This is a genomic window from Flavobacterium keumense (genome assembly GCF_029866485.1).
Lineage (GTDB): Bacteria > Bacteroidota > Bacteroidia > Flavobacteriales > Flavobacteriaceae > Flavobacterium > Flavobacterium keumense.
On the sequence record NZ_CP092332.1, the window covers coordinates 1737471 to 1761003 of the forward strand.

The 23533-nt window shown below is 34.6% G+C and carries 26 protein-coding genes, 1 tRNA gene and 1 pseudogene; 11 read left to right on the forward strand and 17 right to left on the reverse strand.

What is annotated here, in order from left to right; translation table 11 throughout:
• Positions 1-60: 60 nt before the first annotated feature.
• The 7 genes from MG292_RS07810 to MG292_RS07840 form a co-directional block, all read right to left on the reverse strand.
• Positions 61-801 carry an acyl-[acyl-carrier-protein] thioesterase gene (locus MG292_RS07810; RefSeq protein ID WP_264533282.1) on the reverse strand — a complete coding sequence of 247 codons (741 nt, stop codon included), beginning with the start codon at positions 799-801 and terminating at the stop codon, positions 61-63.
• 6 nt (positions 802-807) lie between these two features.
• Complete coding sequence (gene miaA / locus MG292_RS07815) at positions 808-1737, reverse strand: tRNA (adenosine(37)-N6)-dimethylallyltransferase MiaA (protein ID WP_264533281.1); 930 nt, start codon at positions 1735-1737, stop codon at positions 808-810.
• Between the two features lie 105 nt (positions 1738-1842).
• Positions 1843-3204 carry an exonuclease domain-containing protein gene (locus tag MG292_RS07820; protein ID WP_264533280.1) on the reverse strand — a complete coding sequence of 454 codons (1362 nt, stop codon included), beginning with the start codon at positions 3202-3204 and terminating at the stop codon, positions 1843-1845.
• A gap of 101 nt (positions 3205-3305) precedes the next feature.
• Positions 3306-3674, reverse strand: a complete 369-nt coding sequence (locus MG292_RS07825) for a four helix bundle protein (protein ID WP_264533279.1) — start codon at positions 3672-3674, stop codon at positions 3306-3308.
• 30 nt (positions 3675-3704) lie between these two features.
• On the reverse strand, positions 3705-4373 hold the full coding sequence (locus MG292_RS07830) for a YggS family pyridoxal phosphate-dependent enzyme (protein WP_264533278.1): 669 nt from the start codon (positions 4371-4373) through the stop codon (positions 3705-3707).
• Positions 4374-4389: 16 nt separating this feature from the next.
• Positions 4390-5277 carry a 3-hydroxyacyl-CoA dehydrogenase family protein gene (locus MG292_RS07835; protein ID WP_264533277.1) on the reverse strand — a complete coding sequence of 296 codons (888 nt, stop codon included), beginning with the start codon at positions 5275-5277 and terminating at the stop codon, positions 4390-4392.
• Between the two features lie 11 nt (positions 5278-5288).
• Positions 5289-6254 (reverse strand): Gfo/Idh/MocA family protein, encoded by a 966-nt coding sequence (locus MG292_RS07840; protein ID WP_264533276.1) that lies wholly within the window; start codon positions 6252-6254, stop codon positions 5289-5291.
• 143 nt (positions 6255-6397) lie between these two features.
• Between MG292_RS07840 and MG292_RS07845 the strand changes: the two genes are divergently transcribed.
• Positions 6398-7039, forward strand: a complete 642-nt coding sequence (locus tag MG292_RS07845) for a protein-L-isoaspartate(D-aspartate) O-methyltransferase (RefSeq protein WP_264533275.1) — start codon at positions 6398-6400, stop codon at positions 7037-7039.
• A 25-nt stretch (positions 7040-7064) separates the two neighbouring features.
• Here the strand turns inward: MG292_RS07845 and MG292_RS07850 are convergent, their stop codons facing one another.
• The 4 genes from MG292_RS07850 to MG292_RS07865 all read right to left on the reverse strand — a co-directional run bounded on the left by MG292_RS07850 (position 7065) and on the right by MG292_RS07865 (position 10131).
• On the reverse strand, positions 7065-8114 hold the full coding sequence (locus MG292_RS07850) for a Fic family protein (protein WP_264533274.1): 1050 nt from the start codon (positions 8112-8114) through the stop codon (positions 7065-7067).
• Positions 8115-8181: 67 nt separating this feature from the next.
• Positions 8182-8634, reverse strand: a complete 453-nt coding sequence (smpB, locus tag MG292_RS07855; protein ID WP_264533273.1) for an SsrA-binding protein SmpB — start codon at positions 8632-8634, stop codon at positions 8182-8184.
• Between the two features lie 78 nt (positions 8635-8712).
• Positions 8713-9267 (reverse strand): GNAT family N-acetyltransferase, encoded by a 555-nt coding sequence (locus MG292_RS07860; protein ID WP_264533272.1) that lies wholly within the window; start codon positions 9265-9267, stop codon positions 8713-8715.
• Between the two features lie 9 nt (positions 9268-9276).
• Positions 9277-10131 carry an aldose 1-epimerase family protein gene (locus tag MG292_RS07865; RefSeq protein ID WP_264533271.1) on the reverse strand — a complete coding sequence of 285 codons (855 nt, stop codon included), beginning with the start codon at positions 10129-10131 and terminating at the stop codon, positions 9277-9279.
• A gap of 142 nt (positions 10132-10273) precedes the next feature.
• Between MG292_RS07865 and MG292_RS07870 the strand changes: the two genes are divergently transcribed.
• Complete coding sequence (locus MG292_RS07870; protein WP_264533270.1) at positions 10274-12535, forward strand: M1 family metallopeptidase; 2262 nt, start codon at positions 10274-10276, stop codon at positions 12533-12535.
• A gap of 70 nt (positions 12536-12605) precedes the next feature.
• Here MG292_RS07870 and MG292_RS07875 read toward each other — a convergent pair whose 3' ends face one another.
• Positions 12606-13646 (reverse strand): agmatine deiminase family protein, encoded by a 1041-nt coding sequence (locus tag MG292_RS07875; protein WP_264533269.1) that lies wholly within the window; start codon positions 13644-13646, stop codon positions 12606-12608.
• A 2-nt stretch (positions 13647-13648) separates the two neighbouring features.
• Positions 13649-14536: a carbon-nitrogen hydrolase gene (locus MG292_RS07880; protein WP_264533268.1), complete on the reverse strand. Its 888-nt coding sequence runs from the start codon at positions 14534-14536 to the stop codon at positions 13649-13651.
• A gap of 136 nt (positions 14537-14672) precedes the next feature.
• Between MG292_RS07880 and MG292_RS07885 the strand changes: the two genes are divergently transcribed.
• The 7 genes from MG292_RS07885 (at position 14673) to MG292_RS07915 (ending at position 20550) form a co-directional block, all read left to right on the forward strand.
• Positions 14673-14960 (forward strand): nucleotidyltransferase family protein, encoded by a 288-nt coding sequence (locus MG292_RS07885; protein WP_264533267.1) that lies wholly within the window; start codon positions 14673-14675, stop codon positions 14958-14960.
• Positions 14950-15294 carry a HepT-like ribonuclease domain-containing protein gene (locus MG292_RS07890; RefSeq protein WP_264533266.1) on the forward strand — a complete coding sequence of 115 codons (345 nt, stop codon included), beginning with the start codon at positions 14950-14952 and terminating at the stop codon, positions 15292-15294. Before MG292_RS07885 ends, MG292_RS07890 begins: the two co-directional genes overlap by 11 nt.
• A gap of 81 nt (positions 15295-15375) precedes the next feature.
• Positions 15376-16230, forward strand: a complete 855-nt coding sequence (locus tag MG292_RS07895; protein WP_264533265.1) for a CvfB family protein — start codon at positions 15376-15378, stop codon at positions 16228-16230.
• Positions 16231-16367: 137 nt separating this feature from the next.
• The gene (locus MG292_RS07900) at positions 16368-17207 is read left to right on the forward strand and encodes a 1,4-dihydroxy-2-naphthoyl-CoA synthase (protein WP_264533264.1); all 840 of its coding nucleotides are present in this window, start codon (positions 16368-16370) and stop codon (positions 17205-17207) included.
• A gap of 69 nt (positions 17208-17276) precedes the next feature.
• Complete coding sequence (gene menA, locus MG292_RS07905) at positions 17277-18227, forward strand: 1,4-dihydroxy-2-naphthoate octaprenyltransferase (protein WP_264533263.1); 951 nt, start codon at positions 17277-17279, stop codon at positions 18225-18227.
• Positions 18228-18297: 70 nt separating this feature from the next.
• Positions 18298-19506, forward strand: coding sequence for a tetratricopeptide repeat protein (locus MG292_RS07910; RefSeq protein WP_264533262.1), 1209 nt, complete (start codon positions 18298-18300; stop codon positions 19504-19506).
• Between the two features lie 6 nt (positions 19507-19512).
• Positions 19513-20550 (forward strand): o-succinylbenzoate synthase, encoded by a 1038-nt coding sequence (locus tag MG292_RS07915; protein WP_264533261.1) that lies wholly within the window; start codon positions 19513-19515, stop codon positions 20548-20550.
• Positions 20551-20665: 115 nt separating this feature from the next.
• On the opposite strand, the gene MG292_RS07920 is transcribed toward MG292_RS07915, so the two are convergent.
• The 4 genes and pseudogenes from MG292_RS07920 to MG292_RS07935 all read right to left on the reverse strand — a co-directional run bounded on the left by MG292_RS07920 (position 20666) and on the right by MG292_RS07935 (position 22680).
• A tRNA-Tyr gene (locus MG292_RS07920) sits at positions 20666-20746 on the reverse strand.
• A 174-nt stretch (positions 20747-20920) separates the two neighbouring features.
• A pseudogene (locus MG292_RS07925) lies at positions 20921-21307 on the reverse strand (peroxiredoxin family protein); the annotation flags it as partial.
• A gap of 18 nt (positions 21308-21325) precedes the next feature.
• A complete protein-coding gene (locus MG292_RS07930) occupies positions 21326-22075 on the reverse strand; it encodes a DUF4369 domain-containing protein (RefSeq protein WP_264533260.1) in 750 nt (249 codons plus the stop codon).
• Between the two features lie 164 nt (positions 22076-22239).
• Positions 22240-22680 carry a KTSC domain-containing protein gene (locus tag MG292_RS07935; RefSeq protein ID WP_264533259.1) on the reverse strand — a complete coding sequence of 147 codons (441 nt, stop codon included), beginning with the start codon at positions 22678-22680 and terminating at the stop codon, positions 22240-22242.
• A 144-nt stretch (positions 22681-22824) separates the two neighbouring features.
• On the opposite strand from MG292_RS07935, the gene MG292_RS07940 reads away from it, so the two are divergent.
• Positions 22825-23370 (forward strand): hypothetical protein, encoded by a 546-nt coding sequence (locus MG292_RS07940; protein WP_264533258.1) that lies wholly within the window; start codon positions 22825-22827, stop codon positions 23368-23370.
• A gap of 7 nt (positions 23371-23377) precedes the next feature.
• The gene (locus tag MG292_RS07945; RefSeq protein WP_264533257.1) at positions 23378-23533 is read left to right on the forward strand and encodes a hypothetical protein; all 156 of its coding nucleotides are present in this window, start codon (positions 23378-23380) and stop codon (positions 23531-23533) included.

A 23533-nucleotide genomic window follows, 5' to 3' on the forward strand; every position in this document is an offset into this window, starting at 1 on the left:
AAATGGTTAACAAAGGTATTAAAAAAAATATTTCAGGATGAAATACTTTAAATTATTTTTTTATTTCCAATTCAATTGTAGCGCAAAGCAGGTTTTATCTTCTTTGGTAATGCTAAAAATAGAGGTATCTTGTTCGTTATTTTCGTGAACGACTATTTGGTCTTTTAGTGAAAGTTCCTTCATGAAATTCATTTCAAAACTTTCAATTTCTTGGTTTACAATTTTGTTTTCATCGGCTAAATCCAAACACCATTCTAAATATTTGACATTATTGGCATGATTGACAATATCCAAATCGGATAAGCGAACTGTTTTTTCAAATACCATTTCTTTGTCGTGATTGAGATTTATTTTTGAAAAAGTTTCTCGTGTGGCTTTGTCATCGGGGAACAATTCAAAATGTTCGTAGGGCAAAGCTAAGGCTTCTGGTCGACGAAGTTGGGTATTGAAAACCGCCCAAAAGGTTTCAGAACCCACATTTTTTTTTCCATTGATATACATTTCTAAAGCACGAACCGATCGGGAATTTTCTAACGAATTTATCCAAGTTTTGATCGTCACCACATCGCGCCATTTGGGCAATTCGCTGATTTCTACACGCATTCTACTCAAAACCCAGGCTTGGTGAAACTCCTGCATATCTGTAAAACTAATGCCTCCCACTTCAGAATGTGCCGCAGCCGTCATTTGCAATAAATTACACAATTCGGTGTATTTCAAGTAGCCGTTGGGTGCACATTGGGTAAAATTAATTTCCCAGTCTTTGCTAAAAATAGAGGTGAAGTTAGGGGAGATAGGCATATAAAATTAGGAATTATGAGTTATGAATGATTTTATATGGTCTATAATTTCCTTTCTGTCGGTTAAATAATCAAACCATTTGGCATTTTCGGTTCTTTTAAACCAAGTTAATTGGCGTTTGGAGAAACGGCGGGTATTTTTTTTGATTTCTTCAATGGCAAATTCCAAACTATCATGCCCATCAAAATAGCGGAATAACTCGCGATAGCCTACGGTTTGTAATGCGTTTAATTCCTTGTGTGGGTATAATTCTTTGGCTTCCGCCAAAAGACCTTCGTTGAGCATGATATCTACTCGTTGATTGATGCGGTCGTACATCACGCTGCGTTCCGCTTCTAAACCAATAATAATAGGTGTAAAATCACGATTATTTTTAGTTTGATTGAGGAAAGAGGAGTAAGGTAGACCTGTTCCAATACACACTTCTACAAATCGCATCATGCGTTGAGGGTTTTGTAGCGTTTGCGGATTCTCAAGGTTTATTTTTTCAAAATAGACAGGGTCTAGTTGTTTTAATTGTTCTTGTAAGTACGTAATGCCTAATTTTTCATAAGCAGTATTCACTTCTTTACGAACAGAGGTGTCAATATCTGGAAAGGAATCAAATCCTTTTAAAATAGCATCAACATACAAACCGGAACCACCTACTAAAATGACAAAATCATTTGTTAGATGTAATTCGTTAAGTTTTGCAATGGCTTCTTTTTCAAAATCGCCTACAGTATAATTTTCGAAAATGGATTTGTTTTGAATGAAATGATGCGGTGCGCCAGCTAATTCATTTGGACTAGGAACGGCAGTGCCAATTCGCATTTCTTTGAAAAATTGTCGACTGTCGCACGAAATAATCTCACATTGAAACTGCTGTGCCAAAGCAATACTCAAGGAAGTTTTTCCTATGGCAGTAGGTCCAATGATTGTAATGAGGTATTTCATCTGTCTCTAAACGTGTTTTAGCCCCGATAGTAGTGCAAATCCTTTGATTTTTTTCTTTAAAAAAGGCAAAGATTGCAACGAATAGCGGGAAATAGCTCCTAAAAATTAAAACGAAATTACTTTTAGTGTTTTACTTTTCCTAATTTGTCCTTGAATAATTGTTTTGGCATCGCGGTTGTGTTGCATCGGAATCAAAATGGTTTTTAGCACATCAATATTGGTGATTTGGTAATTCAACTCATAAAAAGTATACCCCCTATAAATACCGTTTTCAATCAGAATGGCAGCGCGCTCGTTGAGAGTGCGCCCACGGTCAATTAAAATCATATTTTGGTTTTCAAAACTGTTGTCGGCAATGAAATTAGCTACACGAATATTGTATTCTTTGGAAGTTATTTTGCCAATACAAGCGCCATCACATTCTTTGATTTTGTATTGAAAACATTCTGAATTGGTCTGGTATAAACCGGTTAGTTTTTGGCACAATTGGTACTTTTCTGTAATGCGGAACAGTGCGTTTTTTCCTTCTTGTAGCGTAGTAAAAGAGGTGATTTCTTTTTTACGGCCATCGGCTTTTTGTAAACGTAAGTTCAGGTAACCGTTGTTGTCTTTTTCTGTATATAAAGCCCACTCAAAAATACTTTTTCGTTGTGCTCTGTTAAAAATAGGTTTATTGATTTTAATGGCTTCGCTTTCTTTCAAAAGAGCAATCAGTTCGCTACCCGTTTCTTCATAAGTAACGGTAAATACTTCTCTTTGAATCTTTTTAGATTTGGTAGAAGTACCTGTAAAATGCTGGTTGATGCGCTTTTTGATGTTACGGCTTTTGCCAATGTAAATCAAATTTCCTTTTTCGTTATGAATATAATAAACACCTGTTTTAGAAGGTAATTTTTCTATAATATCCAACAGTTTTGGTGCGATGCCTTTTTGAATTTCGTGTTTGATAAAGTCATTCAAAATTTGCTTTTCGACATCTTTTTCCAAAAGCATTTTAAACAATTTGGTTGTTGCCATGGCATCACCGCTAGCTCGGTGTCGGTCTGCCATCGGGATACCTAAGGCACGGACTAACTTACCTAAACTATACGAAGGTTGTTCAGGAATTAATTTTTTGGATAACTCCACTGTACAGAGAGTCTTGGCTTGAAAATCATAGCCTAAACGCTTGAATTCAGTTCTTAAAATACGGTAATCAAACGAGGCATTGTGAGCCACAATAATACAATCTGAAGTGATTTCGATAATGCGTTTGGCTACTTCAAAAAACTTGGGTGCGGAGCGCAACATTGCATTATTAATTCCAGTTAACTTGACTACAAACGGTTGAATAGGGATTTCTGGATTGACTAAACTGATGAATTGATCCACCACTTCGCGACCATCAAATTTATAAATGGCAATTTCGGTAATTCCTTCTTCGTTGAACTGACCTCCTGTGGTTTCTATGTCGAGAATTGCGTACATTTTCAATATCAATATCAAAATTCAAATTCAAAATTCAAATTCAAAATTCAATCATAAAAGGTTTAAATATTGAGTTTTGAAATTGTAATTGATATTGAAAGTTATTTTTTATTTATAATCATTTTAGAAGCAATAGCAATTAATTCTTCAACTTCAATCAATAGTGAATCTCTACTAACTTCATTTCCTTCTTTGATGTAATTCAATATTTTTAAAGAATTTCCCGATTCTTTCAATTCTTTAACTACTAATGTAAGTTTAAATATAAAATCTTTATCAGTTATTGTTCCTTGAGCTTCTCCAAAATTTAATGAAGAACTTCCAGAGGATCGAATTAATTGATTTTTATAATATTCATTTTCAAAAGATTTATCTAAATTTCGTGTAAAGAAAACACATTCCCCGGCAAAACGAACCAATCTATCTTCAAAATTGAATATTTTTTCGCTAAATATAGAATTGTCTTCCATTTTTTAATTTGACTTTTGATATTGCAATTGCTAATTGCGATTGCCAAAGATACTACTTCCAATTCGTACCATGGTACTTCCACATTCAATAGCAAGTGCATAGTCGCCAGACATTCCCATTGAAAGGGTTTGAAGTTTCAAGTTTGAAGTTTCAAGTTGACTATATTTATCAAAAATGGTTTTCAAACGACTGAATTCTTTTTTCACTTGAATTTGATTATTGGTAAAGGTTGCCATACCCATTAAACCGACGATTCGGATGTGGTTCATCTCATTTTTGGCATCTTGGACAAATTCAAAAATTTCATTCAATTCTTTTTCGTCCAAACCAAATTTGGACTCTTCCTCGGCAATATACACTTGCAGTAAACAATCTATAATTCGGTTGTTTTTTTGTGCTTGTTTGTTAATTTCTTGCAACAATTTCAAACTATCAACACCGTGAATTAAACTTACAAAAGGCGCCATGTACTTGACTTTGTTAGTTTGAACATGCCCAATCATATGCCATTGAATGTCTTTGGGCATTACTTCCCATTTCTCAGTCATTTCTTGGATTTTGTTTTCACCAAAAATGCGTTGTCCAGCTTCATACGCTTCCATTAAATCCGATACAGGTTTGGTTTTGGAAACGGCTACAAGAGTAATGTTTTCAGGGAGTTTAGCTTTAATAGAATGCAAATTATCTTGAATTGACATGGTTAGTCTTTAATTTTTAAATGAATTGAGCAGCTACTTTTTCTGCTTTTTTAATCGCTGAATAATCATAAAAACCTTCTCCCGATTTTACACCTAATTTTCCAGCGCGAACCATATTAACTAATAAAGGACAAGGGGCATATTTTGGATTTTTATAACCGTCATACATTACATTTAATATAGATAGACAAACATCAAGTCCAATAAAATCAGCTAATTGTAATGGTCCCATTGGGTGCGCCATCCCTAATTTCATTACAGTATCTATTTCATACACTCCAGCCACTTGATTGTACAAAGTTTCGATAGCTTCATTAATCATGGGCATCAAAATTCGATTGGCTACAAATCCTGGATAGTCATTTACTTCAACAGGTGTTTTTCCTAATTTTTCAGAAAGCTGCATGATGATTTGTGTCACTTCATCGCTAGTGTTATATCCTCTAATGACTTCCACTAATTGCATAATGGGCACCGGATTCATAAAATGCATCCCAATAACGCGATCAGGATGCGCTACCACAGCTCCAATCTGAGTAATAGAAATAGAAGATGTATTGGTGGCTAAAATCGTGTTATGAGAACAAACTTCGTTCAATTGCTTGAAAATAGAAAGTTTTAAATCGACATTTTCAGTAGCAGCTTCTATGACTAAATCAACTCCAACGACACCGTCTTTTATATCGGTGTAGGTAATAATATTCGTTATAGTTTTAGCAACATCTTCTTGTGTAATGGTTCCTTTGGCTAACATTCTATCCAAATTATTGGCGATAGTGTTCATGCCTTTGTCCAATGCCTTTTCAGAAACATCAATCAATTTTACGGTAAAACCATTTTGAGCAAAAGTATGAGCAATTCCATTACCCATTGTTCCAGCTCCAATAACAGCGATTGTTTTCATTTGGTATGTTATTATTTTTTCATTGATTCAATAATCTGATAGGCTACACGCAAAGCATTGGTGGCTTGTTCCAAAGTAACTATAGGAGTAGTGTCGTTGTTGATAGCGTCAGCAAAAGATTCTAATTCGTCTAAAATGGCGTTATTTTGGTGTACTTCAGGATTAGAAAAATAGATTTGTTTTTTCACTCCTTCGGCATTTTGTAAAATCATATCAAAGTCACCTGGAACTTCTGGAGCGTCCTTCATTTTGACTACTTCACATTTTTTTTCAAGAAAATCTACCGAGATGTAAGCATCCTTTTGAAAGAAACGTGTTTTACGCATGTTTTTCATCGAAATTCGGCTAGAGGTCAAATTGGCTACACAACCATTTTCAAATTCAATTCGGGCATTGGCAATATCTGGAGTTTCGCTAATAACAGAAACCCCACTAGCATTGATATTTTTAACCTTCGAATTCACCACGCTCAAAATAGCATCAATATCGTGAATCATTAAATCTAAAACTACGGGAACGTCAGTGCCTCTTGGGTTAAATTCAGCCAAACGATGTGTTTCAATAAACATCGGGTTTTCAATCGTATTTTTGGTAGCAATAAAGGCGGGATTGAAACGCTCTACATGTCCTACCTGACCTTTGACTTTGTATTCTTTAGCTAATGCTATAATTTCTTCGGCTTCTTCAACAGTGGTTGCAATTGGCTTCTCAATAAAAACGTGTTTTCCTGATTTGATGGAAACTTTGGCGCATTTATAATGAGAAAGGGTAGGAGTTACAATGTCAATTACATCCACAGCATGGATTAATTTAGCAATAGTGTCAAATTGTTTGTATCCAAATTCGGCGGCAATTTTAGCTCCGTTTTCTTGATTTTCGTCGTAAAAACCAACTAATTCGTATTTTTCTGATTGTTGTAGTAGACGTAAATGTATTTTACCTAGGTGACCAGCGCCTAGCACTCCAATTTTTAGCATAAGTATGTAGTTTGTACAAAAATAGCAATAAATTGATTAATTAATTACGTTAAAAAGACAATTATTTGTTGGTTTTTAATTTAAAATTCGTTCTTTGGAATTAGAAATTCTTTGTTATTTTTACCAAAATTAAAACCCAAACTTTGAAAGATACAGCCAAACATCAAGGACTTCGTAATCAGTTAGTAAGCCTTTTGGAACAAAAAGGTATTACGGATAAAAATGTGCTTGAGGCGATTAAAAAAATACCAAGACATTTGTTTTTAAATTCTAGTTTTGAAGACTATGCTTATCAAGATAAAGCCTTTCCTATAGGAGCTGGACAAACGATTTCTCAGCCTTATACTGTAGCATTTCAGTCCCAATTGTTAGAAGTAAAAAAAGAACACAAAATTTTAGAGATCGGTACAGGATCAGGCTATCAAACAGCGGTATTATGTGCTATGGGAGCTAAAGTGTATACGGTAGAGCGCCAAATCGAGCTGTTCAAAAAAACATCTGTTTTATTTCGCAAACTAGGAATTCGTCCAAAATACTTTGCCTCGGGAGATGGGTATAAAGGATTGGAGTTACATGCTCCCTATGATAGTATACTAGTAACAGCAGGAGCTCCAATAATCCCCAAGCCGTTGATGGCACAATTAAAAATAGGAGGAAGATTAGTTATTCCGTTGGGTGAGGACGTGCAAATTATGACTTTGCTAATCCGTAAAAATGAAACTCAATTTGAAAAGCACGAATTTGGCGAATTTCGATTTGTTCCTTTATTAGAAGATAAAAATTAAAAGAAAACCCGCGTTAGCGGGTTTTTTATTGACCAATAATGTCTAGGTAACGTTCTAAACTCTCTTTTTCAATTTGAGCAACGAATAAAAGGAAATCTTCCTTGTTGTTTTCGGTTTGAGCCGTTTCTAAGGCTTGGTAATAGCGCATTCTATTATCATAATCCCCTTTGATATTGGCAATTACATAACCATGTTGCAACAAAATTAAATTCATTACTAAACGAGACGTTCTACCATTTCCATCAATAAATGGGTGAATGGTAACCAAACGCTCGTGCATTTCAGCAGCCAAAACAACAGGATGTAATTTATTTTTATTGGTTTCATACCAAATAAAATAATCTTCCATTTCTTTAGCTACCAAAAAAGGTTGTGGTGGCATATGGGTACTGCCTTTAATCATTACCTGAACTTTTCGATAACGTCCCGCATCTTCAGGATGAATTCCTCTTAAAATGAGATTGTGAATGGACAATACTTCTCTTTCTATCAGAGAAGTATTTTTATTCATTAAATCTTTAATAAAAGCAATCGCTTCTTGATGGTTTATAGCTTCTAAATGCTCGCGCATACTTTTTCCAGAAATGGTTAAACCCTCATTAATAACTAAATCTGTTTCACGGAGAGTCATAGTATTTCCTTCAATTCTGTTGCTTTCAAAGGTATACTCTAGTTCTAAAGCCTGAGAAATTCTATAACTATCAAATTGTCTGTACTGGTCTAATTTAGCTTTTAGTTCGTCAATTTGAGTTAATATTGAGGTTAATGTTTTGGATACTTTTTCGGCAGTGTTTTTTGCAACATATCGTATTTCCTCTTCGGCAACTAGTAAGGCTTTTAGAGCCAAATCATCTTGACCAATTTCATATAGTATTTTTTCTTTAAGCCAAGCCACCATTAAAGTTTCGTAATCCAACTCTAAAATAGAAGCTATTTTAGCCACTTGTTCTTTGGTAGGTTTTCTGGTACCAGCTTCAAACTTGCTAATCAAGGCTTGATCAATGCCCAATAACTGAGCTAGTTCTCTTGTTTTGAGTCCTTTTTTTTCTCTTGCGTTTTTGATTAGTGTTTTCATTTTGTTTTTATGATTTTATTTGTCAAGACAAAATTAGTCATATTTTTTTGGTAAAAAAAACTTTTTATCAAAAAGCTTTCTTAATTCTATCCAAATCTCTTTTGGTATCTTGTTCTTTTAAAGATTCTCGTTTGTCATAGGTTTTCTTCCCACGGCAAAGTCCTATTTCTAATTTTGCCATCCCTTTTTCATTGGTAAATAATTTTAGAGGAACAATAGTTAATCCTTTGGCTTGTACACTACGAGCTAAACTTTTTAGTTCTCTTTTGTTTAAAAGTAGTTTACGTTCACTTCGTGATTTATGATTGAATTGATTTCCAAATGCGTATTCTTCAATATAAGTATTGATGGCAAAAAGTTCATTGTTACTAAATTCGCAAAAACTCTCTGTAATATTTGCTTTGCCTAAACGAATGGATTTAATTTCGGTACCAGCCAAAACTATTCCAGCGGTATAGGTTTCGATTATTTCATAATCAAAACGAGCACGTTTGTTAAGTATGTTGACTGTTTTTAGCATAGTTGTACAAAGGTAAAAACAAATCTAAGAAACACCAATTGTTTTTGTAGAAATACTTATTCCGAAACTTAATGTAACCTAATAGTTTTTCTTTAGCAGAGAGTAAAAAACACTATCTAGAAATTTTCCCTCAAAAAAAGTATGTTCTTTAAAATGCCCTTCTTTAACAAAATTATTTTTCAAGAGTACTTTTTCAGAACCAAAATTTTCAGGATCAATTACCGCTTCAATTGAATTTAATCCCATTTCCTCAAATCCAAACTGAATAACTCGTTGCAGAGCTTCAGTAATGATTCCTTGCCCATGATATGCTGCAGATAAAATATAACCAACTTCGGCTCTGTAATTTTCGGGTTTAATTCGGTAAAAGCCAATCATACCGATTAATTCGTCATTTTCTTTGGTAGTAATTGCCCAATTAATTACTGTATTAGAATCAACGGCAGCATTCATTGTAGTGATAAATTCAAGAGCCTCTTCTTTAGATTTGATTAAAGGCCGTGGAATAAATTGCATAATTTCTGGATTAGAACGCAACACAAGAATTTCATCAACATCTTCAGAAGTAAGACGTCTTAAATTCAACCGATTGGTTTCGAGATTCGGGAATGGAGAAAAATTAAATACTAACATGAAAGGTTCTTAAAGGATTTCTATACTAAATTTTGCTTGAAAAGTAGTGTCTGTTTTCAAAACGATGATACCTTCTTTTTCAAAAAGGTTGCCTGTATTTTCTGTCGTATCAGAGTAACCAAACCAAGGCTCTATACAAATAAATGGCGCGCCTACTTTTGTCCAAATACCTAGATTAGGAAAGTCCTCAAAACGTACTTTTAAGATTGGATTTTCCTTCTCAACAATAGTGAGTGAATTGGATTTTAATGTCTTGAATATCAAAGCGTCTCTTTCAAATAATTCATAAGTAAGAGGAACGGTATTGGAATTGGTTTTTATTTTTTCGGTCTGTTTTGAAACCAAATCATTTTCTAGTAAGGTGTATTCTAATGGTTCTACTTCTTCAAAAACAAGAGAGTACTCTTCAAAATTACTAGGTAATGCAAAGGCTGGATGCGCACCAATAGAAAATGGGATATCGGTGTTGTCTTTATTTATTACTCTATAAGTTAATTCTAATGTAGTACCAATTAAGATGTACTGAATTTGCAATTCAAATTTGAAAGGATAATTTTTTAAGGTTTCCGAATTGGATTGAAGTGAAAAAGTAGCGCTATTGTCTGTTTTTTCGACTAATTGGAATTCCATATCCCTTGCAAATCCATGTCTAGAAAGGGTGTATTCTGTATCGTTATGGTAAAATACATTGTTTTTTAGTGTACCCACAATTGGAAACAATACGGGCGAATGTTTACCCCAAAAAGCAGGATTTCCTTCCCAAATATAGTCTCTTTTTGTGTTGTCTTTTAGTGAACATAATTCGGCCCCAAGAGTTTTAATTTGAGCAATGATTATAGAATTCGATAGGGTTATAATTGACATCTAGTTTTTATTTTATAATGGTAAATATAAAAAGGATAAATTATAAAACTCGAATAGTTATTTTGTTTTTCAAACATATTTGCTTTGGCTTAGTTTACAATTTGCTTTTTTTTCATTTATTTGTGATAAAAATAGTTTAAATATGAAAAATATACAAAGCAATGTCATTGTAGTGATGGCATTATTAACGAGTGTTTGTGCGCTTTGGTCTCAAGATCAAGCTGCTTCTGATTTAGTTAAACCTAAATCCAATTACAATTATCACGATGCTTTTGCACCTTTTTTCTATTCGAAAAATGGAACAAGTACGCGTTCAGCTAATGGACAGCCGGGTCATGAATATTGGCAAAACAGAGCGGATTATCAATTGACGGCAAAGCTAGACGAACAAAAAAATGAAATTACAGGTTCTGGAGTGATTACTTACACTAATAATAGTCCAGATAAAATGAATTTTGTTTGGATGAATTTAGATCAAAATTTATTTCAAGCCGATTCTCGTGGAAATGCAGTAGTGCCCATTTCAGGAAGCCGTAATGGAGCACAAGGTCAAATCTTTGACGGAGGTCATAAAGTTAAATCGGTTAAAATAGTTACTACTTCCAAAGGAAAATCAACAGAAGTAGAAGCTAAGTACTTAATTTCAGATACCAGAATGCAAGTATTTCTTCCGCAAGGATTGAATCCAAAAGGCGGAGTGGTAAAAATCAAAATTGATTTCTCTTTCATTGCTCCATTTGAAGGATCAGACCGTATGGGAGTTTTGCCAACAAAAAACGGTAAAATTTTTACTATTGCACAGTGGTTCCCAAGAATGTGTGTTTATGATGATGTACGTGGTTGGAACACCAATCCGTATTTAGGAGCATCCGAATTCTATTTAGAGTATGGAGATTTAGAAGTAAACATTACTGCGCCATCCAATCATATCGTGGTGTGTTCAGGAGAATTATTAAATCCAACCGAAGTGTATTCTTCAGAAGAACTAAAACGTTTTGCTCAAGCTAAAATAAGCGACGCAACTGTTATCATTCGTTCGGCAGATGAAGTAAATCAATTGCCAAAAACAGTTACTTCAACCAAGACTTGGCATTATAAAATTAAAAATGCGCGTGATTTATCTTGGGCTTCTTCGGCGGCTTTTATTTTGGATGGTGCCAAAATCAATTTGCCAAGTGGTAAAAAAGCATTGGCTTTATCAGCATATCCAGTAGAAAGTGATGGAAAAGCAGCTTGGGGACGTTCTACTGAATATACTAAAACATCTATTGAAAATTATTCCAAAAGATGGTTTGAATATTCGTATCCTGTAGCTACTAACGTAGCAGGTAATGAAGGTGGAATGGAATATCCTGGAATTGTTTTCTGTGGTTGGGAGTCTAAAGGTGAAAGCCTTTGGGGAGTAACAGATCATGAATTCGGTCACAACTGGTTTCCAATGATTGTAGGATCAAATGAACGATTATTTGGATGGATGGACGAAGGGTTTAATACGTTTATCAATTCATTAAGTTCTGTTGATTTTAATAATGGAGAATACAAAGAAGAGAAAGCTGATTTACATCAAGATGCTGAGCGATATACGAATACTGCATTAGAAACAATTATGAGTTCTCCTGATAATATGAAAGAGGCTAATATTGGGACATTATGTTATTCTAAGCCAAGTGCTGGTTTGGTAATTTTGAGAGAGCAAGTATTAGGACCAGAGCGTTTTGATTTGGCTTTTAGAACTTATGTAGAGCGCTGGGCATTCAAACACCCAACTCCGGATGATTTTTTCAGAACGATTGAAAATGTTGCTGGAGAAGACTTATGTTGGTTTTGGAGAGGATGGTTTCAATATAATTGGCGATTAGACCAAGGAATCAATTCAATTAAATACATTAAAAATGATCCAGCTAAAGGAATTATTATCAATATTGAGAATTTTGAAAAAATGGCAATGCCAATTGTTTTAGATGTTAAAACAAAAAGCGGAAAAGTAACACGTGTGAAATTACCAGTTGAAATTTGGCAAAGAAATGTAGATTGGTCATTCAAACACAATTCTACCGAGCCAATTGAAAGTATTACTTTAGATCCAGACCATGTGTTTCCAGATGTAAATTCATCTAATAATGTTTGGACAGCTGAAAAAGGAAAAGTTGAAGAAGATGTAATTTTAGATGGTTACCTTGGAGTTTATACCAATCCACAAGCACCAATTAAATTTACCTTAACTGAAAAGAATGGAGCTTTAAACGTAGAAATTACGGGTTATCCAAAATTCAATTTAACACCAATTGGTAAAAACAAATTTGAATCTAAACGCGCAGGATTGCAATTGGAATTTAATGAAGCGCAAACTGGATTTGAGATGATTTTAGGAGATGGTAGAAAAATCCCGTTTACAAAACAATAATTGATTCTGTTATACATAAAAAAAAACGACTGAGCAATCAGTCGTTTTTTTATGTTATAAAGTTTCGATTTTATGCTGGAATTTGTTGGCTCAAACAATGTAATGTTCCAAAACCCCATATAAAGTCAGTAGCACTAATTCCTATGATTTCTCTGTCAGGAAAACAATCTGCTAAGATATTTAATGCAATTCGGTCTTTACTATCGTTAAAAGTAGGTACTAAAACACAATGATTTAAAATCAAGAAATTAGCATAACTAGCTGGCAAACGTAAATCTTCAAAATCCAAACGCTTTGGCATCGGCAAGCAAACAATTTTTGGAGTTTGTCCGTTTTCCAATTTAGCATTTTGCAAACGCTTTAAATTATCTTGAAGCGGTTGGTAATTTGCATCGGTTTTATCTTCCTCAACAATAGTTACAATGGTATCTTCGTTTACAAAACGACATAAATCATCAATATGTCCGTGGGTATCGTCGCCCTCGATTCCGTCACCTACCCAAATTACGTTGGTGATTCCTAAATATTCTTTAAAAACAGCCTCGTAATCGGCTTTAGTAAAAGTAGCATTGCGCACTTGAATCGAAGGATGCATCAAACATTCTTCCGAAGTTAATAACGTTCCTTTTCCATTCACATCAATAGCGCCACCTTCAACTATAACAGGTTTTCCGTTGTAAGTTACCTGAGTTAGAGGCAACTTCAAGAAATCAGCCACTTTACTTGGAACGTGTTTGTCTAATTGGAAATTAGCATATTTTGCCCAACCATTAAAGTTGAAATTCAAGGCTTCTCTTTTGGAGCCATTTTTCACGATGATTGGTCCTGAATCGCGCATCCAAGAACGATTCGTTTTATGAATGATGTACGAAACATTGGTAAGCTGAACATGCGCTCTTTTGAGCATTTCAGCTACTTTTGTTTTCAATTTTTCATCAGCCACTACTAAAAATACTTTTTCTACAGCAGTTACTTTTTTGATGAATTCGACAAAAGCCCATTGAACGGCTTCGTATTTGCCAGGCCAATCGTTTCCATTATGCGGAAAACAAAGTAAAATTCCTTCTTGTTTTTCCCATTCGGCAGGGAATCGTCTTTTTGGAGTACTCATTATTAGTCTATTGCTATTTTTGTGATATCTCCAAACGCGTCAATACGGCGGTCTCTAAAGAATGGCCAGTTTTGGCGAACATTTTCTTGTAAATCCAAATCGACTTCGGCAATTAAGATTTCTTCTTTGTCGTGTGAGGCTTGCGCCAAAATTTCGCCTTGTGGTCCAGCTATGAAAGACGACCCCCAAAACTCGATCCCAGAAGTATTAGGTAAATATTTTTCCAATCCAATACGGTTAGCAGCGGCTACATAAACTCCATTCGCAACAGCGTGACCTTTCATCACGTTCATCCAAGCGCCGTGTTGATTGACTCCGTATTCTTCTTTTTCTAAAGGATGCCAACCGATAGCTGTTGGGTAAAATAAAACTTCAGCACCTTGTAAAGCGGTTAAACGCGCTCCTTCAGGATACCATTGGTCCCAACAAATTAAGGTGCCAATTTTTCCTTTATTAGTAGGGAATGCTTTAAAACCTAAATCACCTGGAGTGAAATAGAATTTCTCGTAAAAGTGTGGGTCGTCTGGAATGTGCATTTTTCGGTACAAACCAGCTTCAGAGCCATCTGTGTCAATAATGTAAGCACTGTTATGGTAAATTCCCGCCATTCTTTTTTCGAAAAAAGGAACAATGATTACCACGCCTAATTCTTTGGCTAATGCACTAAAAGCAATAAAAGAAGTGCTGTACAATGGTTCTGCTAAAGCAAAATTATCGACATCTTCACTTTGACAAAAATAATGACTGCTGTACAATTCGGGTAGCGAAATTACTTCGGCACCCTGACTAGCTGCATCACGAACCCAACTCAAACATTTCTTTAAGTTGTTTTCGGCAACATCATTCAGATTCAATTGAATAACCGCGATTTTGTATTTTTTATTTGGCATAGCTGTAAAAATTAGACCGCAAAAATAGTTATTTTTATAAAGAGTACACGAAAAGGAATTTAGAAAAATTAAAGCGTTGATTTTGTTTTGAAGAATTATTTACAGAAACAACTTAATTTTTATTTACATTTGTAATATGTTATCAAAAAGTCAATTACATATCATTATTGAGACATTGAAACCATACCATCCAAAAAGTATCGGTTTGTTTGGGTCTGTTGCTCGAGATGAAGAAAATAACAATAGCGATATAGATATTTTATTTTCATTATATGAACCCATAGGTTTGTTTACGTTGTCTAAAATTCATTTTGAATTAGAAGAAAAATTACACAAAAAAGTAGATTTAGTATCAGAAGGTGGATTGAATAAATTCATCAAAGATAAAGTTCTAAATGAAGTGCGCTATATTTATGAAAACTGAGAAATATAAAATTTACTTTTTCCATATTATTGAGGCAATTGAAAAATTAGAATTAATTGCTGCCACTACAACGAAAGAAGAATTTTTGTCAGATTGGTTGAAACAAGATGCTGTCTTGAAAAATTTTATAGTGATTGGAGAAGCTATCTCACAAATTGACGAAGAAATTAAACAAAATTTTCCTGAGGTAGATTGGCGAGGAGCAAAGTCCATGCGTAATTTTATTGTACATGAGTACTTTTCGGTAGATAATAGTTTTGTCTGGGAAACCATTTTTGAAACGATACCCAGCTTTAAGATTCAAGTCAACACTATTTTGAATACACTTTCTTAATTTTTTATTTACTAGACGTCCCCATTATTGTTTAGGAATTACAAACATTGTGCTGTACCTTTGCACTTTAGAATTGAAGAAATGTTAGCAATAGGAAAATACAATACGCTTACCATATTACGAGATACTAAAGTAGGTTTATTTTTAGGGAATCCCGAAAAAGATCCTGAAGGTATTCACGATGTGCTCTTGCCTAATAAATACGTTCCAAACGAATTTGAAATAGGAGAAGAGTTAATTGTTTTTGTGTATTTGGATCACGAAGAACGCCCAGTAGCCACCACTTTAGCACCGTATATTTTGTTGAATGAATTTGCGCTTTTGCGTGTGAATTATACCAATCAAATAGGGGCTTTTATGGATTGGGGAATGGAAAAAGACATTCTGGTTCCGTTCAAAGAACAAGCACGCCCAATGGAAAAAGGAAAACGCTATTTGGTGTACTTGTATATGGACGAAAAAACGAATCGTTTGGTGGCTTCGAGTAAAATCAATCAGTTTTTGAGTAACGATCATTTGACAGTTGAAAAAGGCGAGGAAGTCGATTTGATTGTTTCGCATATCACCGAGATTGGTATCAATGTAATTATCAATGAACAACACAAAGGCTTGGTGTATAAAGACGAGGTGTATGATGATTCGATTCGTACAGGAGACAGAATGAAAGGGTACATCAAAAACATTCGTCCTGATAATAAGATTGATGTGGCGCTGCAAGTGCAAGGATATCAAAGTATCGAACCTAATGCAGAGAAAATTCTGAATGAATTGAGTGCGAGTCGTGGTTTTTTACGTCTGAATGATAATTCGCATCCAGAAGATATTAAAACAGTGCTTAAAATGAGTAAAAAGACTTTTAAGAAAGCCATTGGCGCTTTGTATAAAGAGAAATTAATCGAAATTAAAGACGACGGAATTTACTTGGTTAAAGAGTAATTCTAAATTTATATCAGTAACAAAAGGCAATTCATTTTATTGAGTTGCCTTTTTTTGTGTTGAACCGCTAACTTTAGGTTTTCTTTTTAGGAGAGAATCTAAAAAATGACTTATTTTTACACTCAAATCAAAGAATTATGAGCAAGATAGATTGGAAAACAGTCCGAGAATTTGAAGATATTACCTATAAAAAATGCAACGGAGTAGCACGAATCGCTTTCAATCGCCCTGATGTGCGTAATGCATTTCGTCCTAAAACAACATCTGAATTATTACAAGCTTTTCATGATGCGCAAGAAGATACTTCGATAGGAGTGGTCTTATTATCGGCGGAAGGACCTTCGTCTAAAGACGGAATTTGGTCTTTTTGCAGTGGTGGAGATCAAAAAGCACGCGGTCACCAAGGCTATGTGGGTGAAGACGGTTACCATAGATTGAATATTTTAGATGTGCAACGATTGATTCGTTTTATGCCAAAAGCTGTCATTTGTGTAGTTCCAGGTTGGGCTGTAGGCGGTGGTCATAGTTTGCATGTGGTGTGCGATTTGACTTTAGCGAGTAAAGAACATGCTATTTTTAAACAGACTGATGCTGATGTAACCAGTTTTGATGGTGGTTATGGTTCGGCATATTTAGCCAAAATGGTAGGACAGAAAAAAGCTCGAGAAATCTTTTTCTTAGGTCGTAATTATTCGGCTCAAGAGGCATATGAAATGGGAATGGTAAATGCTGTCATTCCGCACACTGAGTTAGAAGATACCGCTTATGAATGGGCGCAAGAAATTTTAGCCAAATCACCAACATCTATCAAAATGTTGAAATTTGCCATGAATCTCACGGATGATGGTATGGTAGGGCAACAAGTTTTTGCAGGCGAAGCTACCCGCTTGGCGTACATGACTGAAGAAGCAACTGAAGGTAGAAATGCCTTTTTGGAAAAAAGAAAACCGAATTTCGAGAAAAAATGGTTGCCATAATTGGGTTTTAAGTAAAGAGTTAAATATTTAAACTTTATAAATCTATTAATTAAACTCATAACCTAAAAAATGAAACACTGGATAGAAGCCGCTCGATTGAGAACCTTGCCCTTATCAGTTTCTGGAATTATAGTGGGAAGCATGTATGCGTTGGCAAATCCAACGGAGGATGTGCTTACTCCAACCGAAGTTTTCAACTGGAAACTTTTTGCTTTTGCGATTCTAACCACTTTGGGATTGCAAATTCTTTCCAATTTTGCCAATGATTATGGTGACGGAATGAAGGGAACCGATAACGAAGATCGAGTAGGACCTAAGCGAACCATTCAATCTGGGGTAATTACTCCTCGGGCTATGAAACGCGCTATTATTCTGACTTCAGGATTAATTTTATTATCGGCGATTTATTTAATTTACCTAGCCTTTGGCGCACATAATTTAGGGTATTCTTTGTTTTATTTGGTATTGGGAATTTTGGCTATCGCTTCTGCCATTCGTTATACGGTGGGCAATTCAGCTTATGGGTACCGTGGTTATGGCGATCTATTTGTATTTGTATTTTTTGGATTGGTGAGTACGCTAGGTGTTAACTTTTTGTATTCCAAACAATTGGACGCTGTTTTAATTTTGCCAGCAACGGCTATTGGTTTTTTGAGTGTGGCGGTGCTGAATTTGAATAATATGCGTGACGAAGCTTCGGATCGAAAATCAGGAAAGAATACGTTGGTGGTAAAAATGGGAATAGAAAACGCTAAAAAATACCATTACTTTTTGATTGTAGGAGCTATGGTTTTAGTTTTGATATTTGCACTATTGAGTCATTTTCATTTTGATCAATACTTGTTTTTAATTGCTTATTTACCTTTAGTAAAACATCTAATAACTGTTCATAAAAATCAAAATAACAAATTATTAGATCCTGAATTAAAAAAAGTAGCATTGAGCACATTTGGGCTTTCGATATTGTTAGCTTTGTGTATGATTTTTTTCTTTTCCGACTTAATTGTAAACAATTCATAGTGCAATATCAATATCAAAATCAATATCAGAATCAATAATTTGTAAAGTATAATAAAGAGCTAAATCAGACATGTTAAAAACATTAAGTTTATTCTTTTTCTTTTTTGTGACAATTCCGGTGCTTTTTGCGCAGAAAGAGGGGTATTGGGACAAAGAACGCTCAACCACCAAAGAAGTAGTGGTATCGGCACGAGATCGCATTTTGATTAAGATTGATGATTTACCTACCGGGACTACTGAATTGATTTATCGTATTACACTTTTGGATAAAAACCAACAAATGGCCAATAGTTTGGTTTCGGTGCTGAAAGCGATTCCAGATCCAACAGGAATTAGTCAGGGTTCAGCAGGAGCGGTGTTTTTGGTTTCCAAAATATCAAGAGACGACAAATGTAAATATGCTATATTTTCCAAACAGGATGTGGCTAATAATTATGTGACTACTGGAGCTACTAGCGAAGCTTGTTTGGTAGAGGATGAGCCTGTAAGTAAAGATGCAAGACGTCTGTCTATGGATAAATCTCCTTGTTTAAAATCAAATACCAATTCTGCAATATTGTGGTTTGGGTTTGAGAGTAAAAACTGGATAATGAATCAAAAAATTGTATTGGAGGTGGTGCCTTGGGTGGACTATAAATTGAGTCGAGGGTGGACCAAAGAAAATCGCAAAGCAATCATCGATCAATGCAAAACGTCTAATTTGGCTCAAAAAATGACCAATTCAGGTGATTTTTGTGTTTGTGTTTCCGATAAAATTCAAGCGAAATATACCTTTAAGGAGTTTCAAAAATTATTAACCGAAGAACGTAATAAAGCTTTTAAAGATTTTGGTGCGCTTTGTTTTAACGAGACAGGTGCTTCTAGCGCATTCAATTCAGATTTACGAACACAAGCAGTGGTATTGGCTAAAAAAGGCAATTATGGTGCTGCAATTGCGAAAATGAATACAGTAATCAATAATGGTAAAGCAGCAGTGTTGGATTACAACATCCTTGGCTATTACTATTTAATTACGAAACAATACGGTAAGGCCTTGAAAATATTGCAAGAAGGCGAAAAATTAGACGCTACAGAGTTGTTGATTCAGTTGAATTTAGCACATGCCTATTTGTTGAATGGCAATTATAAAGCGGCTAAAGCAATTCATAAAACGTATCTTAATCAAAATGTAACGGATAGTTTGAGTTGGATACAAAAAACAAAATTGGATTTTGATGCTTTCCAAAAAGCAGGAATTCAATATGACGACTTCAATGCTATCTTGAAAATTTTAGAATAATCTCCTTTGAAAGCAACCTATCATAAGTATTTACTGCATTTTAAACGTCCCTCAGGAACTTCTAGAGGTGTGTTGATGGATAAAGAAACCTGGTTTATCGTTTTGGAGAAAGACGGTAAAAAAGGAATAGGTGAGTGCGGCATCCTTCGCGGACTCAGTTGTGATGATCGTCCAGATTATGAAGAAAAATTAGCTTGGACTTGTGCGAATATTCATTTGGGTAAAGAAGTGCTTTGGGAAGCATTAATCGGATTTCCTTCGATACAATTTGGAGTAGAAATGGCATTTCAATCGTTGGATAGCGAAACTCCTTTTTTACTCTTTCCTTCCGGCTTTACGGAAGGTCAACAATCAATTCCAATTAACGGCTTGATTTGGATGGGAGAGCAGGAGTTTATGAAGGAGCAAATAGAAGAAAAACTAGCTGCGGGATTTCAATGTGTGAAACTGAAAATTGGCGCTATTGATTTTGAAAAAGAACTGCAATTATTGCGGTATATTCGGGCCAATTTTAGTCCGGAACAAGTCGAAATTCGGGTAGATGCTAACGGCGCTTTTAATGAAAACGAAGCTTTATATAAATTAATTCAACTATCTGAATTTAAATTACATAGCATAGAGCAGCCTATTCAAAAAAATAATACTGACAGGATGTCAGAACTATGTAAAATCGCTCCATTTCCTATTGCTTTAGATGAAGAGCTGATAGGCGTTTTTAGTCTAGCTGAAAAAGAAGCGCTACTGCAAAAAATCAAACCCCAGTACATCATTTTGAAGCCTAGTTTTGTAGGCGGATTTCGAGGTACACAAGAGTGGATTACACTGGCTGAAAAGCACCAAATAGGATGGTGGATTACTTCGGCTTTGGAAAGTAATGTTGGCTTAAATGCGATTGCACAATGGACTTATTTACAACAAAGTTTAATGCCACAAGGCTTAGGAACAGGCGCTTTGTACACCAATAATTTTGATTGCCCTTTAGCAGTGACTCAAGGACAATTGTGGTACAATAACGATTTAGATTGGGATTGTGATTTAGTGTAATTACAATGGAGGATTTCCCGCCATTGCAAGAGGCTCGATTGTGTCCTAAAAAAAACAATTTAAATTAACAAAACAGAATAAAAAAGCCTTGTAATGAATTACAAGGCTTTTTTTGTGGGGAGAGCAGGATTCGAACCTGCGAAGTTTTCACAGCAGATTTACAGTCTGCCCTCGTTGGCCGCTTGAGTATCTCCCCATTTCCTAGACTAGGCCGTTTTGTTTGTCTAAGCGGTTGCAAATATATAAACTGTTTTGATGTTTGCAAATTAAAATAGCACTTAATTTTGCTATTATTTTTAATGTGTTGGAATTGAATAAAATAAAAAAATCTCCCATTGGGAGATTTTTTTATTTTCAATTATTGAAGTCTTTATTTAGCTAAAAGTGTCGCGATTTTATTGCGTAAATCGGCTCCTCTTAAATCTTTTGCAATGACTTTTCCAGAAGCATCTAAAATGAATGTCGCTGGAATAGATTCAACGTTATATTGTCTTGCAATAGGCTCTTCCCAATGTTTGAGGTGAGAAACCTGAGTCCAATCCAAATGATCTTTAGCAATGGCCTCTTTCCAAGCTTTAGCTTCTTTGTCTAAAGAAACGCCAACGATGTTAAGCCCTTTGGAGTGAAACTCTTTGTAAATGGCTACCATATTTGGATTTTCCTTACGACAAGGACCACACCATGAAGCCCAAAAATCAACAATAGTGATTTTACCTAAACTTTCATTTAAAGAAACTACTTTGCCGTCTGGATTAGGTGCTGAAAAATCAGCTCTTCATTTAGCTCCTCCGACTGAAGGTGCAGCAGGACCTGCTTTTAACTTCCCTAAAGCTTCTTTTACAGCTTTACCTGGTTTGGTGTTTTGTAATGATTCTTCTAAGCTGTTGAACATCGCCTCTGCCTTTTTAATATCAGTACTTGGGTCATTTAATACTCCTTGAAGAATTAGTACAGAGATGAACGATTTTGGATGAGATTCAGCATAAGTTAAGTATTTTGATTTTGTAGCAATACCTACTTCTTGTTGGATTTTACCAAATTCTTGCATTAATTTTTTGATAGCAGCAGTATCTTTAGCTTGTTGAGCTGCTTGCATTGCTGGTGTATTTTTAGTTTGGAAATCAACTAATTTCTTTTGAACTTTAGTAATTTCCCCATTGAATTTAACATATTCATCATTGTTATACGTTCCAAAAACTTTTGATTTTTGGATGCTATCTTTATTGATTTCGATAGTTACTTCTTCACCATTTTCCAAGATGAATGGAATTGGAGCAGGGATACCTTCTAATTTGATAGTGTAGAAAGCAGGTTCTGAAATTTTACCTTTCATTTCAAATTTACCATTCTCTACTTTTACAGTATCTTTTGCAACTACTCCTGTTTCATCTTGTGTTTCAAGGATAATTGTTTTTCCGTTCTCAACTCCTTTTGCAGTTCCAGAAATGATGTATTCATCGTTTCCAACTTTGCTACAAGCAACGAAAACTACGGTAGCAGAAAGTAATAAAAGTATTTTTTTCATTATAATTTTGTTAAGTGATTTAAGTTCGCAAAAATATTTAAAAATATATAGTATCACTATTTTTTGGACTTAAATTTTTGTTATAGTTTTTGTTGATGCTCCAAATTTATTTTATATAAAAAAAGCACCTTTAGTAAGATGCTTTGTTATACGATATCAAATTATTATTCTTGATTGGAGGTTTTTCTCCAAGTGAAGTTATTTAGTATATGCCTTTTAGCAAAACGACCTGGAGAATCCGCATTTACCATTTTGATGTAAGTAGCTTTAGGAACACTAATATATTCATAAACACTACCGTTTGAAAAATCAATAATTAATCTTCCATCTACAAATTTATAATCTGTAATTGTTGAAGTACTTATAGTTTCGGTGTATTCGGGTAAATTTTGCTTTATTGTTTCAGGATTGATACTTACTAAAAAGTGATACGCTTCAATAATTTTTTTGCTATTTTCTTCAGCGGCTTTTAATCCTGCTTCATCACCTTGAAATTTATCAGGATGTGCGTCTTTCATCGCATTGCGATAAATGGTTTTTAAATCTTTAAGTTCGACAGTTTTGTCTACATTTAATAATTTTCGGTATTCAACTATTTTTTTCATAAATTAGAGATAACAATGTGTTGTCTTTTATGTTTTTTGAGGAGTTAGTTTCCTATAAAAACGATTTTTTTTGCAAAGGTACATTTTATTTTAAGTTTTCAGTTTGTTTTTTTTAAAATAGCCTTTATATGTATTTTTGCCTCCATGGAAAAGCAATTTTGTCCCAAGCCTAATACTTTTAAAAATACCTTTTGTGTTTTTAACGAAGTATCACTTGCTGCTATTGAAGGATTATTGGTTCAATATGAAAGTAAGGCGGGAAGTTTGTATTATTATACCAAAGAAGGTATGTATCGATTGTCAAATCATTGGGGTAGGCTCGCTAATAGTAAATGGCGATTAGAACCAATGGAAACAGAGTCGCCTACAAAATGCAAACTAGGTTTTGCACTTTGGACCAGTTTTTATCCAGATAACGCTACGGATAAGTTGTATTATCTAGAAGCCAATTTTGACAAGAAAACGGTAAATTACCAACACAAAAATAATCCTAATTACGATCAAAAGGCAGTACTTCGAACGAGTTTTGAAACGGCTAAACGAATTAAACAAATTCGGAATCTATTTGAGTTAACTTCTTGGGCAAAGTATTTTGAGTACGGTGATTTAGATACATTGCGAATGAATATTATTAATGGACTTATTTATACTGAGAAGTCTTTGGAGGAAATTAAAAGGGAACAACTGTAGCAAAAATATGGGCAGAAATAACGAAAGGAATATCAAAAAGCATAATGATAAATTGCACAAAGAGCAAGATAAAGCTAAAAAAGCAGCGATGGCTCGTAAAGAAAAACTAAAACAAATTACCAAACAATTCAATGCTAATAAGCAAAATGAAATAAATAAATGA